The organism is Sphingobium sp. (assembly GCF_049304695.1).
GTDB lineage: Bacteria > Pseudomonadota > Alphaproteobacteria > Sphingomonadales > Sphingomonadaceae > Sphingobium.
On record NZ_JBAQOK010000007.1, the window covers coordinates 98,507 to 118,470 of the forward strand.

Genomic DNA, 19,964 nt, shown 5'->3' on the forward strand with positions numbered 1-19,964 from the left:
GGGGCGATACTTTCCGATAAGCCCCGATCAGAAGGAACGCGATGTCTCAGCGTCGGGATGTCGGCCTGCTGCCAAGCTGGTCCAGTGCATCCGCATTGGCATGGCCCCAGGCATAAAGCAGTTCGATCGGCTCGACGAAACGCAAGCCCAGCGGCGTCAGCCGATATTCCACCGCAGGTGGAATGGTGCCCTGCACATGCCGCGTGACAAGGCCGCTGCCTTCCATGTCGCGCAACGTCTGGGTCAGCATCTTCTTGGAGATGCCCGGCAGGCTTCGATGCAGCACACCGATACGCGCGGCACCGTCCAGGCGAGCGTGCAGAACATGCACGATCATGCTCGTCCATTTCGTCGCAAACAGTTCCAGCACGCGGCGCGGCGCGCAATCCTCGCGCCAGTCATCGCTGATAAAATTCTGTTCCATGCTGGTTACCTGACAGTGCCTATGTCCCCTGAAGGTGCCGTCTAGCACCGGGACATCGCAATACCTAGCTGGGGACGAAGCAAACAGGAGTTTTCGCAATGAGTGGTACAGCGTTGGTAGTTGGAGCGAGCGGTATCGTAGGAAGTGCGACTGCCGCATTGCTGGTCGAGCAGGGATGGACGGTCAAAGGCCTTGCCCGCCGTCCGCCCGCTCAAGATGGCGTACTGCCGGTCGCCGCCGACCTTCAGGATGCGCAAGCCACCGCCGCTGCGCTGGCCGACGTGCATGCCGATGCCGTCTTCATCACCACCTGGCTTCGGCAGGATAGCGAGGCGGAAAATATCCGCGTCAATGCCGCCATGGTGCGTAACCTGCTGGATGGACTGCGCAGTTCGGGGAAGACGCCGCGCCACGTCGCACTGGTGACCGGTCTCAAACATTATCTCGGTCCGTTCGAAGCCTATGGCAAAGGCGTGCTGCCACAGACGCCATTTCGTGAGGAACAGGGCAGGCTCGACGTTGAGAATTTTTACTATGCCCAAGAGGATGAAGTCTTCGCCGCCGCGGCCCGTGACGGATTTACGTGGAGCGTGCATCGCCCGCATACGGTGATCGGCAAAGCGGTCGGGAACACGATGAACATGGGCACGACGCTGGCCGTCTATGCCACGCTATGCCGTGAAAAGGGGCGTCCATTCCGCTTCCCCGGCTCCGCAGCGCAGTGGAATGGCCTGACGGACATGACGGACGCAGGCATGCTGGCACGGCACCTGCTCTGGGCCACCCAAACGCCTGCGGCCGCCAATCAGGTGTTCAATATCGTCAATGGCGACGTTTTCCGCTGGAGTTGGATGTGGGGACGGATCGCCGCATGGTTCGGCCTGGACCCGGCCCCTTTCGATGGCAGCATCCAGCCACTCGAACAGCAGATGGCGAATGATGCGCCCCTGTGGCGCACCATCGCGGAGCGAGAGGGGCTGGTGGAGGAGGATCTGGGCCGTCTCGCATCCCCCTGGCACACCGATGCCGATCTGGGTCGGCCCATCGAGGTCATCACCGACATGTCCAGAAGCCGACGGTTGGGGTTTGCGGAATATCAGCCATCCGACGATGCATTCATCGCCCTGTTCGAACGGTTGCGCGCAGATCGCCTGATCCCCTGATCGCCACTTTCTTGTAACGGGATGAGTCAGCCCCATCTTGCGCATGTCATGAACCAGCGGAGACTATCATGCGCTTTACCGGACGCGAGTTGCGATCGAAGATCGACGAGGATGGAACGCTCTCGCTGTCGTTGGAACAGGTCGAGGTGGGCGATCCGGCGGACGACGAGATTGTCGTGCGTATCGAGGCGGCTCCGATAAACCCGAGCGACCTTGGCATGTTGCTGGGGCCAGCGGATGTGTCCACGCTGGCGACCCGCAACGGTGTGGGACTGACGTTTAGCGTGCCCGAAAGCCGACGCGCCGCCGTTGCGGGCAGGATCGGCCAGTCCGAACCCGTCGGCAATGAAGGGGCCGGTCTGGTCGTTGCCACGGGGAAGGATGCATCCTTTCTGGATGGCAAGCGGGTCGGGATGATCGGCGGGGCGATGTATGCCGACTATCGCGCGATCAAGGCACGCGACGTGATCCCGCTGCCCGACGGCGCCACCTCTGCGGATGGGGCGTCGATGTTCGTCAATCCGCTGACCGCGCTGGGTTTCGTGGAGACGGCACGGCGCGGCGGACATCAGGCGATCGTCCATACAGCGGCGGCATCCAACCTTGGGCAAATGCTGCAGAGGCTTTGCCTTGCCGATGGCATCCCGCTGGTCAACATCGTCCGATCGCAGGCGCAGGCTGATATCTTGCGCGGCATCGGCGCAACCCATGTCGTCAACAGTAAGGACGCTGATTTCGGCGCCCGACTGGCTCAGGCGATCGAGGAAACCGGCGCGACCGTTGCATTCGACGCGATCGGCGGCGGCACGTTGGGGAGCGAGATCGTGCAGGCCATGGAGCGCGCCGCGATCAACCGGATGACGGAATATAACCGCTATGGCTCCACGGTCCTGAAACAACTGTATATCTATGGCGCCCTTGATCCGTCGCCGACGATGTTGAACCGGATGGCGTTCGGCTTTCAGTGGGGTGTTTCGGGGTGGCTGCTTTTCCCCTTTCTGCAAAGCGCCGGGGCCGAGACGGTGCAGCGGATGCGGGCGCGGGTGGTGGAGGAACTGACGACGACATTTGCCAGTCGCTACACCCGTGTCATCGGGCTGGCCGAAGCGCTCGATCCCGATGTGCTGCGCGCTTATGAGCGCAAGGCGACGGGGGAAAAATTCCTGATCGACCCGACCAAGGGGTGAAAAAGCTGCGGTCAATTTCCAGAGTGAGCACCACAGCTTTTGCACGATGGTGATAAATCATGACCCCGGAAAGGTCGCGATTCATCGTCTATACTATTGATATATTTATATATTTTCTATATCTCGTCAGCGCGCCGGTTATTGGCCAGCGGTAGAGTTTTGTCTCACCAACCGAACGCATATCGTTCTCTGCGCACATCAGCGCCGCCGCGCAACGTGCCGCTGCCCGGAACAACCCCCGCCGCGACGATGCCCGTCGATACGCCATATGGGCCTAGCACGTCCAACTTGTGGCCCCGCGCGGCCAGATTATCCAGCACGGCCTGAGGCACTCTATTTTCCACTTCCAACACCCCCGGTTCATCTTTCTTGATCGCGAAGGAACCGTGGAAATGATTGGAATTGATGCGTGGCGCTTCTATCGCCGACTGTAGCGGTTGCCCAAAGGCAAGAACACGCAGCAATACGTTCATGATCTGCTGGTCCTGATTGTCGCCCCCCGGCGTACCGATCGCAAGGAAGGGCGCGCCGTTTTTCGTGACGATGGAGGGAGAGAGCGTCGTACGCGGTCTTTTCCCAGGTGCCAGAAGGTTTGGACTTTGCGGGTCGAGGTCAAATACGGTCAGGCGATTGCTCATCGGCACGCCAGTGTCCCCCGGAATATAGGCACCCCCCAGCATCCAGCCGGAGCTGGGCGTGCAACTGAACAGATTGCCGTGCCTGTCGACCACTTCGATCGCCGTAGTGTCGGCCGTTGGGCGCGGCGGAGCCTTGAGCATATGCGGTGTAAAGACGGGGGTGCTGCGCGCTTTCCCTTCATAGGCCCATGGATCGCCATAGCGATGATCGAGCGACGCCTTTGCTCCGATCAGCTTGGCGCGCTTGACGGCATAGGCTTTCGAAAGCAGCCCTTTCATAGGTACTGTCGCATGATCCGGATCGCCAAAATAGGCATTGCGATCATCGAAGGCGAGCTTGATCGATTCTGCAAGAATGTGAAGATAGTCCGCCGACCCCGGTTCCAGCGACGCAATCCCGGCGGCTTCGGCAATGTTGAGCGCCATCAGCATGGCCGGTCCCTGACTCCAGAAACCGCCTTTATGTACGTCATAGCCAAAGACGCTGGTTGTTGCAGATGGCTCTACCTTGCCCTTGTAACCAGCCAGGTCGCCATAGCGCATGAGGCCGCCGTCCCGTTCCATCGCCGCGCCGATGCGCCTGGCAATATCGTCTTTGTAGAAAGCGTCACGCCCAGCCTGAATCGCTGCCTTGCGATCCCTGGACCTGGCAAAGGCGGTGCCATCGGCATCGGCGATAATCCGCATGGTGCGCGCCAGATTGGGCTGGCGGAATATCTCACCCGTCCGGGGTGGCTGGCCGCCGGGATAATAAGCGGCATAGGCGTCTGCCCATTTCGACGTGGCCTTCTGCTGACTGACGAATATCTCCGCCAGAAAATTATACATGACAAACCCGTCGGCGAGTTCGATTGCAGGCTGCATCACCTGGTTCAACGTCATCGTGCCATTCAGTTGCAATGCAAGCGCCATCGCGTCCACCATCGCGGGAATGGTCCCGCCATTGGGACCATTGCCGGGGATGACGCCCGCAGCCTTGAACCTGTCAGGCGTTGCAAGCGCGGGGGCGGTCCCCTGCCCGTTCACCACCGACACTTTTTTCGTTTTTGCGTCATAGATGATCGTGGGGGCTTCGCCGCCAAAGCCGAAATGCGATATTTCGGTAACCGCTGCCGCGAACACTGCCGCCACGCCCGCATCGGTGGCATTGCCGCCTGCCAGCAATATCCGCGTTCCCGCCGCCACGGCATAATGTCGCCCTGCCGCGACGATACCGAAATTTCCGACTATCTCTGGACGCAGCGTCTCACCTGCACTCACGAGCCTTGTCGGCTCGATAGCCGGCTTAAGCGGCGCTGTGGCCTGCGCGATCGCCGCACCCTCTGCTCCGGCAGCAAATGCACCGCCGACTGCTAGCAAGCCTAGATCGCGACGAGACAATCGGTTTGTTGGCAAATCGCTCATGATATAAAGTCCCCTGTCATGCGCTCACCTGCGCGGACTAGTCACGGGCCATAGCTGCCCCAGTGATAGATCAACGACCAACAGCCCCAATTCCGCCACCGCAAAAGAAATTCATGAAAACTTCATATAAAAACCATGTCCGATAGCGGATATTGTGCCCTCGTTAGTTATAGTTGTTGAAGTACGCAGCGAAGCGGGGCGATGCGCACCTGATGTCGTGACCAGCAAGTCCGGTCCGATGATGCCCGCGATTGGGGAAGATGCCGACTTCCAGTTTGCGGGAGTTCGCTGATTTTAGACCTGGACGATCAACGATAGCGTACCACCGCCCGCCATTGGCGCGGGCGCACGGTCGCACATGTCCAGTTGTCCTGATGACAGCGATCTCGCTGACGAAAAGCCCCGACCTGGGGATAGGCTCGCCGATGTCAGCAGGGGAACAGCGTCATGAGGGTCAAAGTCGACAGCAAGCATCTATGGATATTCGCAGGAGCCAGTCTCTGCGCACTGATCGCAGGGAATGCGACCGCGCAGACGAGTAAAGATGTCGCTCCGCAGGCCGACGAACAGCCAATGGCGGAAATCGTCGTCATCGGTTCGCAGATCAAGGGTGCGGCCACGACGGGCGCTCTGCCGGTCAGCATCATAGGCGAGCAGCAGATCGAGGCGGTTGCTGCGGTTTCAGGCGCAGATCTCTACCGCTCCATCCCACAGTTGGGCGGCGTCACTTTCAATGAACAGGTGCTGGGCGGCGGCAACGCCAATGCCGCACGCGGCGACGTGTCCACCGTTTCGCTTCGGGGTTTAGGCCAGGGCAATACGCTGCTGCTGATCAACGGCCGCCGCACGGTTTTGCATCCGACATCGCAGGCAATCACGGGCGTCATCGATTCCGGCGTCCCAACCTTTGGATACAACGCGAATACCATTCCGGTGGGTAACATCATGCGTGTGGAAGTGTTGCGCGACGGCGCGGCGGCACTGTACGGATCGGATGCCGTCGCAGGCGTCGTCAACAATGTGCTCAATACCGACTATAAAGGCGCCAAGTTCGATGTCCAATATGGCGGCGCGGAAGGCACGAACCTGCGCGAACTGGCGGTCAACGGCCTGGTGGGCACGGACTTTGCCGAAGGTCGTGGCAATATCTCGCTCTTCGCCAGTTATGCGCGCAAGTCCAAACTCTATCTCGCCGATCAGGACTATACTGCCAGCGCTGATCGCCGACCCTATGTCGCTGGCACATCCTTCGCGAACGTCACCGCCTTCAATGGCACCAGCACCTCCACCCCTTGGGGCACATTCCGCGCGCTCGGCACGACGCCCAGCGCCAATGGTGTCGTCAGCTTCCTGAACCGAAGCATTGCCAGCGGTACGACGGCCTTTACCAACGCTTCGGGTCAGTTTCACATCCAGCCCAATGCAAATAGCGGCTGTCGTATTGGCTCCGGCACGCCCGGCATGTGCTATGACGACGGTAATGGCGTCACTGAAATGGCGACAGTGGATTCCAACCTGCGTTTTAATTCCCCTGCAACGTTCAACGATCTGACGACCCAGCCATCGGTTCGACGCATCAACCTTTTTGCCAATGCGCATTTCGATTTGAACGACAGTCTGACGCTGTTCGGCGAAGCAGGCTTCTATCGTGGCATCACGCATGCGACAATCGGCGCGCCAGGATCGCTGGCGAACATCCCGATCACGGTCGCCGCCAATGCCTATTGGAACCCGCTCGGACCGGTGGGATCGCCTAACCGGATAGCAGGTCTTTCTACAGCGGTCGTGCCGGCGACCGGCCTGCCTGTCCAGATCACCGCGCTCAGCTATGTCGATGTGGGTTCGCGCTCCGTCGACGTCACCAACTATCAATATCGGTTCCTAGGGGGACTGCGCGGCAATTTCGGCGACTGGGATTTCGACAGCGCGGCACTTTATACCTGGGCCACGGCCGCAGACACGCAGGAGAATTTTTCCAACACCCTGCTGCAGGCCGCGATCAACCGGACCACGCCTGACGCCTATAATCCATTCAACGGCGGCTGCATCGACACGCCGTCGACTGGCGACTGCACGCCCAATAGCCAGGCGACCATCGACAGCTTCATGATCGAAGCGACACGCAAAACCCGCACAAGCCTGGCGCTGGCCGACTTCAAGATTTCCAACAATGCGCTGCTGGATTTATGGGGTGGCAACAGTATCGGCATTGCCGCAGGCATCGAATTTCGCCGGGAAACCTATCACGACAACCGGTCTACCTATCAGGGGGGCATTGCGGGCGTCGATACGACCTATACCGATGCCGTTACCGGCATATTCTATGGATCTGATCTCGGCGGTGCCAGCCCGTCGCCAGACGTGCGCGGAAAACGAAACGTCAAGTCTGCCTATGCCGAACTTGCAATCCCGATTTTCAGCCCGGAGATGGAGGTTCCCTTCTTCCGCTCATTGGAGTTTCAGATCGCTGGACGATATGAGGATTATAGCGACGTCGGATCGGTCGCGAAGCCCAAGGTTTCAGGATCATGGGAATTGCTTCAGGGTATGCGGCTACGCGGATCCTGGTCACAAGGATTTCGCGCACCGAACCTGGAAGTTATCAACACATCTACACTCGATCGCGTCAATACAGGAACCGATTATGTCCTGTGCGAGGCCGACGTGCGGGCCGGACGTATCAATAATTTCTCGCAATGCGCGCGCAACATCTCTGTCCTACGCCGCAGCGGCGGCAATCCAAACCTGAAGCCTGAACAGTCCACAAGCTGGAGCTTTGGTGCAGCCTTCACCCCGCCGCTTGGCGAAGGATGGGGAAAAGTCACGTTCACGGTCGACCGCTGGAAGATCCAGCAGAAGAATGTCGTTGGTCTGCTCGACTATCAGAATGCGCTGAACCTCGATTATCTTCTGCGCACGCAGGGGACCACCAATCCAAACGTCGTGCGCCGCGCGCCTACGCAGACCGACATTGATCTTGCTGCCGGGACTGGCCTCGCGCCGGTCGGTGAACTTCTCTATGTCGTCGCCAATTTTCAGAACCTGTTGCCAGTAACAGTCCAGGGCATCGACTTTGGCTTCGACTATTATCTGGCCACCGACAGGATCGGCACCTTCTCGTTCAACGTCAACGCTTCACGCCTTATCAGCTATTATGTCGCTGCACCCGGCGCTGTGCAGCAGGTGATCGATGCGCAGGCCGCTGGCGATATCAGCGCGTCGGTGCCGGTGCAGGGCGGCGGGGATGTGATCGGGCGCGACGGACAGCCACGCTGGCGCATCTCGGCAACGCTCGACTGGACTTTGGGGCCAGTCAAGATTGGCGCCTTCACTCAGTTCATCGACGATGTCTATGAAAATGCAGTGTTCAACGCGAGCAATAGCAAGTTCGTGGTGAAGGGCCAGACGACGGTCAATCTCTACGCTCAATATACATTCAAAAATGATGGGCCGCTCAACGGCACATCGGTTCAGGTCGGCGCGCGCAACATCTTCGACAAGGATCCACCACTGTCGTCGGCTGGCTATCTTTCGAGCGTCTACACGCCACAGGCGCGCTATTGGTACACGAGCATTAAAAAGACCTTCTGAAATTGCGGGAGGGTGGCAAATGGCACCCTCCCCCTTCTTTCAAGACGACCAGAGGATGTCCATGTCCAATCCCGATCCCCAGCATCGCTTTGCACTCGATCGTCGCGAGATGCTGGCCGCTGGCCTTGCTGGAATAGCCATCGCCGCTGCACCGGTCCGCGCGCTTGCCCAATCCGGCGCGCAGGCGCCAGACGCACCCAGATCGGGCAGCAGCAATGTGGCTGCACATCGTGTCGAAGTGGCGATGCCGCATGGTGGCGTCACGGCGGGACACCCGCTTGCCGCCATGGCAGGCACGCGCATGCTGATCCAGGGCGGTACAGCCGCCGACGCGGTGGTCGCGGCGATGGCAGTCATGAATGTCGTCGAACCCTGGGCATCGAGCGCCGGTGGGAACGGCTTTGCGACCTGCCTCGACCGCAAGTCCGGGCAAGTCCACTCGCTCGCTTTTACTGGCGGCGCGCCTCGCCTGCTCGACCCGGATGGCGACCCTGCAGCGCTGGATCACGGGCCAAAGGCGTTGACGGTCCCCGGCGCGTTTGGCGGTTGGATCGCGCTCGCCCGCCGCTTCGGCACGCTGCCGCTGTCGACGCTGCTGGAACCGGCGATCGGCTATGCACGGGATGGTCATCCGCTCGATCCCTCCATCGCGACCTTCATCACTCGGGCGCAGAAAAGGCTGGCGCTCTATCCGACGAGCGCGGCCATCTTCCTGCCCGATGGCAAGCCGCCCCAGCCGCGATCAGTTTTTCGCAATCCCGATCTCGCCCGCACGCTCCAATCGCTCGCCGATGCCGAGACGCGCGCGCTCAAGGGCGGCGCGGATCGCGACCGCGCTCTTCAGGCGGCCCATAATTTTTTCTACACTGGTCCCATAGCGCAGGAATTTGCGCGTTTCTCGATCGAGACAGGCGGCTGGCTGCGGCTGGACGACCTTAAAGCCTATCAGCCGCACTGGGACACACCGGTGAGCACCAGTTATCGCGGCCTCGATGTCTATTCCAGCCCACTCACCTCACGCACGGGCCTTGAACTGTGCGAGCAATTGAACCTGGTCGAAGGGTTCGATCTGGCCGCATTGTCAGCGGACGATCCGCGCTTCACGCACCTGTTGATCGAGGCGATCAAGGTCGCCAAGGCAGACGTCTATAAATATGCCGCCGATCCACGCTTCGCCCACATCCCTGTCGAAGGCTTGCTGTCGAAACGCTTTGCGGCCGAACGGCGCAAGCTGATCGATCCGGCCAGAGCGGGCCTCTATCGCGAAGGCGGCAGCGCCGACATCTTTGCCCGGACGATGGTAGATCGGCAACGACAATGGGCGGCACTTGGCGATGAACGCACACGCGGTGGCGACACGACCAGCCTGTCGGCGGTTGATGCCGATGGGAATGCCATCGCAGTCACAACGACGGTCGGCGGCGGTTTTGGCACCTTCATGGTCATGGGCAAAACCGGCATCCTGTTCAACAACGGACTGCGCCTGGGTTCGACTGCTCCCTATGCAGGCCATCCCAACAAGGTCGCGCCGGGCAAGATTCCGTTGCTTGGCAATGGCCCAACGATCGTCCTCGACAAAGGGCGGCTAAAGCTCGTCTTTGGCTCTCCCGGCGGCGAAACGATCGGCCAGACCCAGTTTCAGTTCCTCGTCAATATCGTCGATCGGCACATGCCTATCCAGGCTGCGATTGAAGCGCCGCGCTTCGCGCTGGACGCGGAACCCAATTTCTACAAGCCAGGCGCCGCTATCACCGTGCAGGCGGAAGGGCGTTTCCCTCCAGTGGTGCTGCAAGGTCTGAGCGCCATGGGCCACCGGATCGACACGGTCGGTCCCTACGCCATCGGCAGCGTGCAGGGCATTTTGGTCGATCCGTCCGGCGCGCGCATGGCCGGCGCCGACCCGCGCCGCATGGGGTATGCCGTGGGATATTGACGCACTATTTGCCCGGCATGTTGGAATCGCTCCATGCCGGGTTCGACAGGAACAGCGCATGCGCTTGGTACATAGGATTTCAGGGGAAGCACGGCATGTATTCACCACTCAGGACGATCATCGGCGCGCTGCTGCTGGGTGGCGCTGCGCAGGCCCATGCTGCCCCCGCCAACCTGCCCCCACCCGGTGGCGAAAAGCCGATAGCCATCGACGTCCATGAAGGAACGTCGATGGCGGTCTCCGTCTCGCCGGACGGCAAATGGCTCGCCATGGATTTGCAGGGTAGTCTCTGGATCGTTCCGGCCAAGGGCGGAAAGGCGGTGCGAATCACCGATTATTTCAACGATGCGCGTCAGCCCGTCTGGGCACCGGACGGCAAATCGCTCGTCTATTTCGCCTATCGAGAGGGCGGCTATGATCTATGGACCATCAAGCCGGACGGCAGCGACGCACGCAAGTTGACGCAAGGTGCCTATGACGACCGGGAACCCGCTTTCTCTGCCGATGGCCGAATGCTTGCTTTCTCCTCCGATCGCAGCGGCAATTACGATATATGGACGCTGGACATCGCGTCTGGCGCGCTCATGCAGATAAGCAGCAATCCGCGGGAAGACAGGATGCCTACCTGGTCGCCCGATGGCGCGCGCATTGCCTATTCGGGCACGGACGGCGCAAAGACCGCGCTTTTCGCAACGACGCTATCGACTGGAACAGAGAGCCAACTAGCACAGGTCAAGGGCAAGGTTGACGCCCCGTCCTTCGGACCCAAGGGCGAACTGGCCTATGTCGTGCAGGATGCAACGGGCAGCCGTCTGGAGATTGACGGCGTGACTGTCAGCGCCACGGAGAATGTCTTCCCCTTCCGCATATCGTGGGGAAAGAGCGGCTATTATTATGTGTCCGACGGCAAGCTGCGCCACCGCATCGGCGCGAAGATGACCACGGTGCCGTTTACCGCGACATTGGAAGTCGTCAAACCCGTCTATACCCGCATGCGCCGCGACTGGGACAGCACTTCGCCGCGCAAGGCGCTGGGCATCGTGCATCCTACCATATCGCCCGACGGTAGCCGGATCGCTTTTGCCGCGCTAGGCGATCTTTATCTGATGTCGGCAAAGGGGGGAACGCCAGAAAATCTGACAAAGGACAGCGCGCTAGACGCCGATCCGGCCTGGTCGCCTGATGGGCAAAGCATTGCCTATACCTCCGACAAAAGCGGCGGCCTGCCCCAATTGTGGATCCGCGATCTCAAAAGCGGCAAGGATCGCAAACTTACTGACATCGATACGCAGCCGCTAGGCGCTGCATGGTCGCCGGACGGCAAGCGCATCGCCTATATCGACGTCGATGGCCGATGGGGCGTGGCTGGCGTGTGCATCATCGACGTCGCGACGGGCAAGATCACTCGCCTGCAAGGTTCGCTTGGCCAACCGGGAAGCCCCAGCTGGTCGGCAGACGGCAAATATGTCGCCATCAGCCTGTCCTATAAATATTCCAACAGTTTCCGCGAAGGCACCAATCAGGTGTACGTCATCCCCGCCGATGGTAAGGGTGAACCATTCTGGCAGATACCCGAAGCGAACATGTCGATGGACACGCGCGGCGGCGGCGGCCCGACCTGGTCGCCTGACGGTACGAAGATGGCGGCGATCTACGAAGGACTGCTGAAAATCTGGCCAGTCGCCGCCGACGGCAAACCGATGGGGCCGCCGCGCAGCTATAGTTCGGACATTGCTTATTTTCCGACATGGACGGCGGATTCCAAAACCATCCTCTACCAATCGTCCGACAGGATGAAGACCGTCGATTTGGAAACCGGCCTTGTCACCGATGTGCCGGTCGACCTGACCTACCGCCTCGCCAAGCCAACGGGGCGCGTCATCGTGCATGTCAGCAATCTGGTCGATTCCGTGCAGGACGTGACCCAGCATGACAAGGACATCGTGATAGAGGGCAATCGCATCGTCGCGATCCAGAACCATGATGCGGCACTGCATAGTTCGGGCAAGCTGGTCGATGGCACCGGCCTGACCGCCATCCCCGGTCTCATCGAACATCACAGCCATGTGCAGAAGGATTTCGGCGCTAACCAGCACAAGGCCTGGCTGGCCTATGGCATCACGACCGTGCGCGATCCGGGCGCGCAGGTCTATGATGGACTGGAGGATCGTGAGGCGAGCGAAGCGGGTGTCCGGATCGGCCCGCGTATCTATACCGGCAGTCCGTTGATGGAATGGCAGCGCGTCTATTATAAAATGGGCATTGCCGTCTCCAGCCCGGCACATCTGGAACGCGAGTTGGAACGGATCAGGCTCCTCAAATATGACCTGATGAAAAGCTATGTCCGCATGCCTGACCTCTATCAGCGGCGCATCGTTCAGGCGGCGCATGCAATGGGCATTCCCGTGTCAGGCCACGAAATCTACCCCGCCGCCTATACAGGCGTCGATGCCACCGAGCATCTGGGCGCGACCAGCCGGCGCGGCTATTCGCCCAAGCAAGGGCCGATGGGCATGGCGTACGAGGATGTGATCCAGCTTTTCGCGCGCAGCGGCCGGACGCTGACGCCGACCATGTTCGGATCGCTCACAGGCTATCTGGAACGTCACCCCGCCTATCGCGATGATCAGCGCGTCAATCTTTATCCCATTTGGGCGCAAAAGTCGGTGCGCGAGCAAGACCCAATGGCGACAATGATCCGCCCCTTGATGGCAGGGAGCCTAAAATCATTGAAAGCCATGTATGATGCAGGAACATTCGTGACGGCGGGGACCGACACTATCATCGCCACCAATCTTCACGCGGAAATCGCATCCTATGTCGATGCGGGTTTAACATCTTTCCAGGCGCTCCAGACCGCGACCGTCAATAGCGCCAACGCGCTGCTGCTCGACGCGGGAACTCTGGAAGTCGGTAAGCTCGCCGACATTGTCCTGCTCAACGGCGACCCGCGCGCCGACATCGCCAACACCTTTAAGGTTCAGAAAGTCATCACAAATGGCGTCGCTTACGACATTGCGGACCTGATGAAGCCGTGATGATAGCCTTATCCCTTTAGCTGGAATATTTTCATGAGCGAGGAGCAGCCGAACACCCACCTGTATCGACAGGCGTCGAAATGAAACCCCATCTTATTGCGATGGAATTTGGCGACTTGCCCTGACCATTCAAACTCCGTATCGCGAATCACTATCATTAGCGAATCTACGGGGGTTGTCTTGTCCATATTCCGCGCGACGCTGTTTGCGTCTGTTTCCTTCTGGGTGTCGGTGGCTTGCGCGCAGGAAGCGCCTGCGTCGGCACCGGATGGGGCCATAGGCGAAGGCGATCAGATCATCGTGACGGGCCGCGCCCAGCGCCTCTACCGCACCGAAACCACAACCGTCGGCAAAAGCGCCGAAGATCCGCTCGACATTCCGCAGGCGTTGCAGGTGATCAACAAGGATCTCTTTGCCGATCAGGGCGCGCGCGACGCGACCGACATCTATCGCAACATCTCCGGCGTCAGCTTCTTCAGCTATGCCGGCGTCACCTTCCGCGGGTTTCGCCAGGACCAGTCTTTCTACGATGGTATGCGGGGCAACCCGTTCATCGGCTTTTCCGTGCCCCAGCTTTTCAATATCGAACGGGTGGAAGTGTTGAAGGGACCGGCTGGTCTCTTCTTTGGACCAGGATCGCCCGGCGGCATCATCAATTATGTGTCGAAGGTGCCCGGCGACACCAGCGCCATGCGTCTGGTGGCGACGGCGGGCAATTATGACCGGCGTGGCATATCGGCCGAAGCGACCGGTCCGATCGACAAGGACGGAATCGTCACTTACCGCCTTGGCGGCTTTTACGAGGCGATGAACCCCTATCGCCGCAATACCAAGAATGTGTCGCTGATCGGTGACGGCGGCCTTGCCATCAAGACCAACGAAGGCGGCAAGCTGACGTTGCAGGCGACGGTCTACGACAATGATCTTCAGGCGAACCGCCTGCGGGGCGTATTGACCGACAATGACGGCAATTTCCTGACCGACATTCGATGGAATGCCAACGAACCCACCGATTTTCTGCATTTGAAGTCGCAAGCCTATCAGGCGCGCTATGCGACCGCGATCGGGGAGCGGGTCACGTTCGATGCGGGTGTCCGCTATTTCAAGGCGACCGAGACGCAGCAATATCATGAGCCGCGCGGATTGGTGGCTGGTAGCACCGATCTGGTCGCACGCGAGTTTCGTGACCAGATCCGCGATGTCGATGGCCTGTCCTTTTCCGCGAACCTGACGGCGCGGGTCGATCTGCTCGGCATGGAGCATAAATTCCAGACCGGGGCGGATTGGTATGACGAGACGAGCGTGCTTAATTCACGTATCCTGCGGGCGGGCGTGACACCGCTCAGCCTGAGCAATCCCGTCTATACCAACAGCGCCCGCGACGTGGCGCGGGCCGCTTTGCTGCCGTTCACCGTCACGGATACGCGCACGAAGCGTCAGGGTGCTTATCTGCAGGATCAGATCAGCCTGAGCGATGCCTTCATGCTGGTCGGAGGCGTGCGCTACGACAAGTTCGAGGATCGCGTGGTCAACGCTGCCTCCTATAAGGATGACGATATCACCTTCCGCACCGGCGCGATTTACAAGCCGCGCAAGGATGTGTCTGTCTATCTGAGCTGGTCGCAAAGTTTCGAGCCGCAGACGGCCGCAAGTCAAAATGGCGACGTGGGTGGTCCATTCGCACCCGTCACTGGCGACCAGTTCGAGGGCGGTATCAAGACCGACCTGTTCGACGGCCGGTTGCAGGCCAATCTGGCCGCCTACCGCATCGTGCGCAAGAATATCCTTCAGGCCGATACCAGCCTGCCGCCCGTCAACGGACAGGACCAGTTGCGCCCGATCGGCGAGGTGACGAGCAAGGGGTTCGAAATCGACCTGTCGACCGACATTACCGCCAACTGGGTGGCGCTGGTCAACTATGGCTATAACGACACGAAGATCACCGGCACGATTGCGGGACAGGCGATCACCAATGCCGTCGGCAATCGCTTTGCCAATGCGCCCAAGCATAAGGTCGGTTTCTGGACCCGCTATCAGGTGCCAGCGATCGACGCCGCCTTTGCGGTGGGCGGCGAACATGTGTCGAAACGCATCAGCCTGTCGGGGCAGACCGTGAAAACCTACACGATCTTCGACGCATCGATCACCAAGGGGCTTGGCTTTGCCGAACTGATGCTGCGGGTCGATAATATCTTCGACAAGGTCTATGCCGCATCGGGCTTTTCGGCGCAGAGCGGGCATTTTCCGGGCGAGCCGCGCACATTTCTGGCCGAACTCCGCTTCCAATTCTGACCATGGATCAGGTGCGCGCAAAAAAGGGCCGATCGCTCTGGTGGGTGGTGCACAGCTGGATAGGCCTGAAACTGTCGATCTTCCTGACCTTCATCCTGGCAACGGGCAGCTTCGCCGTGTTCGCGCATGAAATCGACTGGCTGGCGACGCCCGCCATGCGGGTATCGCCCCGGTCGGAGCCGGTCGCGTCATGGGGGGCGTTGGCGCAGGCCGCCGCCCGCGCTGCGCCCGATGCCCGGCTCCAGACGCTCTATGCGCCCATAGACCCCTGGTTCACGGTCGAGGCTTGGGTCAGTCGCGGCAAGGGCGCACCGGAGCGTGTCTATGTCGATCCATGGACGGCACAGGTTACCGGCAGGCATGGCTGGGCCAATGTCCACCGCTTCCTGCGGCAGGCCCATCGCCACCTGATGCTGCCAACGAAGATCGGCATACCGATCGTCTGCTCGCTTGCCCTGTTGCTCGCGGCGTCGCTGGTGTCGGGCATCGTCACCTACAAGAAATGGTGGCGCGGCTTTTTCCGAGCGCCGCGCGGTGGGGACGGGCGGCGGATGACGGGCGACCTGCATCGCCTGATGGGTTTGTGGAGCCTGTGGTTCGTGGCTCTGATCGCGCTCACAGGCCTGTGGTATCTGGTGGAGACATTGGGCGGGAACGCCAAGGTGCCCAAATTGCCGGAGGTGGCGGCTGGTCCGATGCCGACCGGTGTCGAGTTGGACCGGCTGGTTGCCATAGCGCGCCGCGCCGATCCTGCGCTCGATATTCGGGAAATCCGCTTCACGCCCGACAATGGCGTGATTTTCCTCGGCCAATCCTCCGCCTGGCTGGTGCGGGATCGCGCCAATGCAGTGGTTGTCGATCCGGCTACGTCGCGGGTCGTGGCGCGGCTGGACGGACGCACACTGAGCGCGCATCAGCGCATTTCCGAAATGGCCGATCCGCTGCATTTCGGCACGTTCGGCGGCCTGTGGACGAAGGCTATCTGGTTCCTGTTCGGCGCGCTGCTGACGGGAATGGCTGTCACCGGCACGATGATCTACGCGATGCGGCTGGCCAGATCGTCGCGATCCGACACTGGCGGCATGAAGATCGCCTGGCAGGGAATGGGTGCATGGGGATATATTGGCGTTGCCCTCATCCTGCTCACCCTGATCCTGACGCCGGGTGCGATTGGGGGAGCGAGTTGAAGGTTGAGTCGAGCAAATGGTCGCACTCCGCTTGACCACCGGATGCATTTGCTCAATCCTGCGAGGGTGAACGAAGTCATCGTCGATCCAGCCCCTTCCCGTTCCGGCCCTTCTGCGGTGCTCCCGGCGCGGCCTGAAGCGATCCGTCTCGATGCCGCCACGACGGCGGTAATCGTCGTGGATATGCAGAACGCCTATGCCAGCGAGGGCGGCTATGTGGACGAGGCTGGTTTCGATATCGGCTCGGCGGTCGGTGTGATTCCAAAGATTGCCGAAGTCGTCGATATGGCGCGCACAGCGGGTATGCCCGTGGTGTTTCTGCAGAATGGCTGGGATTCCCACTATGTCGAGGCAGGGACGGCGCTCTCGCCAAACTGGCATAAATCCAATGCGCTCAAGACCATGCGGGCACGTCCCGAGCTTGCCGGTAAGTTCCTGGCGCGCGGTGGATGGGACTATGACCTTGTGGATGGCTTGCATGTGCAGGAGGGCGACCTGCGCGTACACAAGCCGCGCTATTCCGCCTTCTTCAACTCGCAGCTCGATTCCGTGCTGCGGGCGCGCGGCATCCGCACGCTGATCTTCACCGGCATCGCCACCAATGTCTGTGTCGAATCGACCTTGCGCGACGGCTTCCACCTGGAATATTTCGGCGTGCTGCTGGAGGACGCCGTGCATCATCTGGGGCCGGACTTCATCCGCGAAGCCAGCCTCTACAATGTCGAGACATTCTTCGGCTGGGTAAGCAGTGTCGCCGATTTCCGCGCCGCTGTCGGCCAACTGCCCAAGAAGGAGGCCTGATGCCTTTCGAACCGATCAATCCGTCGCAGTTCCCCAAGCCCATCGCTCCCTATTCAGCCGGTGCCAGGGCGGGCAACACTGTGTATATCTCGGGCGTATTAGCGCTGGGAGAGGGCGGCGCAGTGCTGCATATCGGCGATGCCGCCGCGCAGACGCGTCATGTGCTGGACGTCATCAAAACCACGATCGAGGCTGCGGGCGGCACGATGGCGGACATCGCGATGAACCACATCTTCCTGGCCGACCTTAATGACTATGCCGCCTTCAATACGGTCTATGCCGAATATTTTCCGGGCGACAAACCTGCGCGCTACTGCATCAAGTGCGAACTGGTGAAGTCGGATTGCCTGGTCGAGATCGCCTCGGTCGCCCATCTTGGCTAAGGTGGCAGGGCTTTACTACGAGATCCATGGGAGCGCGGATGCGCCACCGCTGATATTGTCGAGCGGCCTTGGCGGTTCGGCGACCTACTGGGCGCCGAACCTGCCGGCGCTGGCTGCGCATTTCCGCGTCGTTGCCTATGACCATCGCGGCACTGGCCGCAGCGACCGCGCGCTTGCCGACACCCTATCGGTCGAGGATATGGCGAGCGACGTGATCGCACTGATGGATGCCATCGGCATCGCGCGCGCCCATTGTATCGGCCATGCGCTGGGCGGGGCCATCGGCGTCGAAACCGCCATCCGCACAGGGCGGATCGACCGGCTGGTCGTCATCAACGGCTGGCGTTCACTCTCGCCCCATACACGGCGCTGCTTCGCCACCCGCCTCGCGCTGCTGCATGGCGCAGGCGAGAGGGCCTTTCTCGAAGCGCAGCCGCTTTTCCTCTACCCACCCGACTGGATCGCCGATCACGACGAAGAGTTGGCGGCTGACCTCGAACAGCATCTCGCGGCATTCCCAGGCGTCGAGACGACGGCCCGGCGCATCGCCGCCGTACAGGCCTATACGCCCGATCCGGCGGGGCTGGCGGCGCTCGAAAAGCTGCTCGTCATCGCCACCCGCGACGACTTCCTCGTGCCATTCGCCACCGCGCTCGATCTCGCCCAGCCGGTTGCGCACGCCCGGACCGCCACGTTCAATTGGGGCGGTCATGCCTGCAACGTGACCGATCCAGACAATTTCAACAGCGTCGTTCTCGCATTCCTCAGGAGTTGAAGTCCATGCAGGTCGGCGTTTTCATTCCCATCAACAATAATGGCTGGCTCATCAGCGAAAATGCTCCGCAATATTTGCCGAGCTTCGATCTCAACAAGGAGATCGCCCTGCGCGCCGAGAAATACGGCCTCGATTTCCTGCTATCGATGATAAAACTGCGCGGCTTTGGTGGCAAAACGCAGTTTTGGGAATATGGTCTGGAAAGCTTTACACTGATGGCGGGACTCGCTGCAGTGACGGATAAGATCAAGATCTTCGCCACCTGCCCTACGCTGATCATTCCGCCCGCCTTCGCCGCGCGCATGGCCAATACCATCGACAGCATCAGTCATGGCCGTTTCGGGCTGAACCTTATCACCGGCTGGCAGCCGCCCGAATATACCCAGATGGGCCTTTGGCCGGGCGACGAGCATTTTCGCAATCGCTACGACGTGCTCGACGAATATGCCCGCATATTGCGCGAGTTGTGGGAAAGCGGGCGCTCCGACTTCAAGGGCCGATATTATCAGATGGACGATTGCCTCGTCCGGCCCCAACCGCAAGCGGACATGAAGATCATCTGCGCGGGATCGTCCGATGCGGGACTGGCGTTCTCGGCCAAGTGGGCGGACTATGCCTTCTGCCTTGGCAAGGGCGTCAACACGCCGACCGCTTTCGCTTCCAATAACGACCGGCTGGGGAATTTCACAGCGGAGACAGGCCGCGACGTCTCGGTCTTCGTCCTGATCATGATCATCGCTGCCGAGACGGACGAAGAAGCCATGGCCAAATGGCGGTGCTATAATGACGGCGTCGATCTCGAAGCCATCGCATGGCTGGTCGATCAGGGCGCCAGGGACACGGTCAACACCGACACCAACGTCCGCCAACTCGCCGCGCCGGAAGGGGCCGTGAACATCAACATGGGCACACTGGTCGGCAGCTACGAAAGCGTGGCGCGCATGCTCGACGAAATGGCGCAAGTGCCGAACACCGGTGGCGTGCTGCTGACCTTCGACGATTTCCTGGAAGGCGTGGAAGCGTTCGGAACACGCATACAGCCGCTGATGAAGAGCCGGGCCAGCATATCGCCACTTTGAGCGGGTTTCTCAATGGAAGCGGGGGTTCCACAGCGGGATGTACGACGGCGGCCAAAGGATGACGCCCAG

13 protein-coding genes are annotated in these 19,964 nt (G+C 60.6%); 11 read left to right on the forward strand and 2 right to left on the reverse strand.

Annotated features, from left to right (window positions below; translation table 11 throughout):
* Positions 1-46: 46 nt before the first annotated feature.
* On the reverse strand, positions 47-424 hold the full coding sequence (locus tag WA070_RS00850) for a winged helix-turn-helix transcriptional regulator (protein ID WP_422632334.1): 378 nt from the start codon (positions 422-424) through the stop codon (positions 47-49).
* 98 nt (positions 425-522) lie between these two features.
* Here WA070_RS00850 and WA070_RS00855 point away from each other — a divergent pair, with 98 nt between their 5' ends.
* Both WA070_RS00855 and WA070_RS00860 read left to right on the forward strand, forming a co-directional pair.
* A complete protein-coding gene (locus WA070_RS00855; protein WP_422632335.1) occupies positions 523-1,587 on the forward strand; it encodes an SDR family oxidoreductase in 1,065 nt (354 codons plus the stop codon).
* Positions 1,588-1,655: 68 nt separating this feature from the next.
* The gene (locus tag WA070_RS00860; RefSeq protein WP_422632336.1) at positions 1,656-2,774 is read left to right on the forward strand and encodes a zinc-binding dehydrogenase; all 1,119 of its coding nucleotides are present in this window, start codon (positions 1,656-1,658) and stop codon (positions 2,772-2,774) included.
* A 164-nt stretch (positions 2,775-2,938) separates the two neighbouring features.
* Here the strand turns inward: WA070_RS00860 and WA070_RS00865 are convergent, their stop codons facing one another.
* Positions 2,939-4,816 (reverse strand): gamma-glutamyltransferase family protein, encoded by a 1,878-nt coding sequence (locus WA070_RS00865; RefSeq protein WP_422632337.1) that lies wholly within the window; start codon positions 4,814-4,816, stop codon positions 2,939-2,941.
* A 447-nt stretch (positions 4,817-5,263) separates the two neighbouring features.
* On the opposite strand from WA070_RS00865, the gene WA070_RS00870 reads away from it, so the two are divergent.
* The 9 genes from WA070_RS00870 to rutA all read left to right on the forward strand — a co-directional run bounded on the left by WA070_RS00870 (position 5,264) and on the right by rutA (position 19,895).
* A complete protein-coding gene (locus WA070_RS00870) occupies positions 5,264-8,407 on the forward strand; it encodes a TonB-dependent receptor domain-containing protein (protein ID WP_422632338.1) in 3,144 nt (1,047 codons plus the stop codon).
* Between the two features lie 61 nt (positions 8,408-8,468).
* Positions 8,469-10,340, forward strand: coding sequence for a gamma-glutamyltransferase family protein (locus WA070_RS00875; protein ID WP_422632435.1), 1,872 nt, complete (start codon positions 8,469-8,471; stop codon positions 10,338-10,340).
* 95 nt (positions 10,341-10,435) lie between these two features.
* Positions 10,436-13,378 (forward strand): amidohydrolase family protein, encoded by a 2,943-nt coding sequence (locus WA070_RS00880; protein WP_422632339.1) that lies wholly within the window; start codon positions 10,436-10,438, stop codon positions 13,376-13,378.
* Between the two features lie 180 nt (positions 13,379-13,558).
* On the forward strand, positions 13,559-15,670 hold the full coding sequence (locus WA070_RS00885) for a TonB-dependent siderophore receptor (RefSeq protein ID WP_422632340.1): 2,112 nt from the start codon (positions 13,559-13,561) through the stop codon (positions 15,668-15,670).
* An 11-nt stretch (positions 15,671-15,681) separates the two neighbouring features.
* Positions 15,682-16,857: a PepSY-associated TM helix domain-containing protein gene (locus WA070_RS00890; protein WP_422632341.1), complete on the forward strand. Its 1,176-nt coding sequence runs from the start codon at positions 15,682-15,684 to the stop codon at positions 16,855-16,857.
* Between the two features lie 42 nt (positions 16,858-16,899).
* Positions 16,900-17,658, forward strand: a complete 759-nt coding sequence (rutB, locus tag WA070_RS00895; protein ID WP_422632342.1) for a pyrimidine utilization protein B — start codon at positions 16,900-16,902, stop codon at positions 17,656-17,658.
* Positions 17,658-18,041 (forward strand): pyrimidine utilization protein C, encoded by a 384-nt coding sequence (gene rutC, locus WA070_RS00900; protein ID WP_422632343.1) that lies wholly within the window; start codon positions 17,658-17,660, stop codon positions 18,039-18,041. Before rutB ends, rutC begins: the two co-directional genes overlap by 1 nt.
* Positions 18,034-18,816, forward strand: coding sequence for a pyrimidine utilization protein D (gene rutD, locus WA070_RS00905; protein WP_422632344.1), 783 nt, complete (start codon positions 18,034-18,036; stop codon positions 18,814-18,816). Before rutC ends, rutD begins: the two co-directional genes overlap by 8 nt.
* Positions 18,817-18,821: 5 nt before the next feature.
* A complete protein-coding gene (gene rutA / locus WA070_RS00910) occupies positions 18,822-19,895 on the forward strand; it encodes a pyrimidine utilization protein A (RefSeq protein WP_422632345.1) in 1,074 nt (357 codons plus the stop codon).
* Positions 19,896-19,964 lie beyond the last annotated feature (69 nt).

Coding starts and splice junctions, on each gene's coding strand:
- WA070_RS00850 (WP_422632334.1), bottom strand. CDS start 424: ATGGAACAGAATTTTATCAGCGATGACTGGCGCGAGGATTGCGCGCCG.
- WA070_RS00855 (WP_422632335.1), top strand. CDS start 523: ATGAGTGGTACAGCGTTGGTAGTTGGAGCGAGCGGTATCGTAGGAAGT.
- WA070_RS00860 (WP_422632336.1), top strand. CDS start 1,656: ATGCGCTTTACCGGACGCGAGTTGCGATCGAAGATCGACGAGGATGGA.
- WA070_RS00865 (WP_422632337.1), bottom strand. CDS start 4,816: ATGAGCGATTTGCCAACAAACCGATTGTCTCGTCGCGATCTAGGCTTG.
- WA070_RS00870 (WP_422632338.1), top strand. CDS start 5,264: ATGAGGGTCAAAGTCGACAGCAAGCATCTATGGATATTCGCAGGAGCC.
- WA070_RS00875 (WP_422632435.1), top strand. CDS start 8,469: ATGTCCAATCCCGATCCCCAGCATCGCTTTGCACTCGATCGTCGCGAG.
- WA070_RS00880 (WP_422632339.1), top strand. CDS start 10,436: ATGTATTCACCACTCAGGACGATCATCGGCGCGCTGCTGCTGGGTGGC.
- rutB (WP_422632342.1), top strand. CDS start 16,900: ATGCATTTGCTCAATCCTGCGAGGGTGAACGAAGTCATCGTCGATCCA.
- rutC (WP_422632343.1), top strand. CDS start 17,658: ATGCCTTTCGAACCGATCAATCCGTCGCAGTTCCCCAAGCCCATCGCT.
- rutA (WP_422632345.1), top strand. CDS start 18,822: ATGCAGGTCGGCGTTTTCATTCCCATCAACAATAATGGCTGGCTCATC.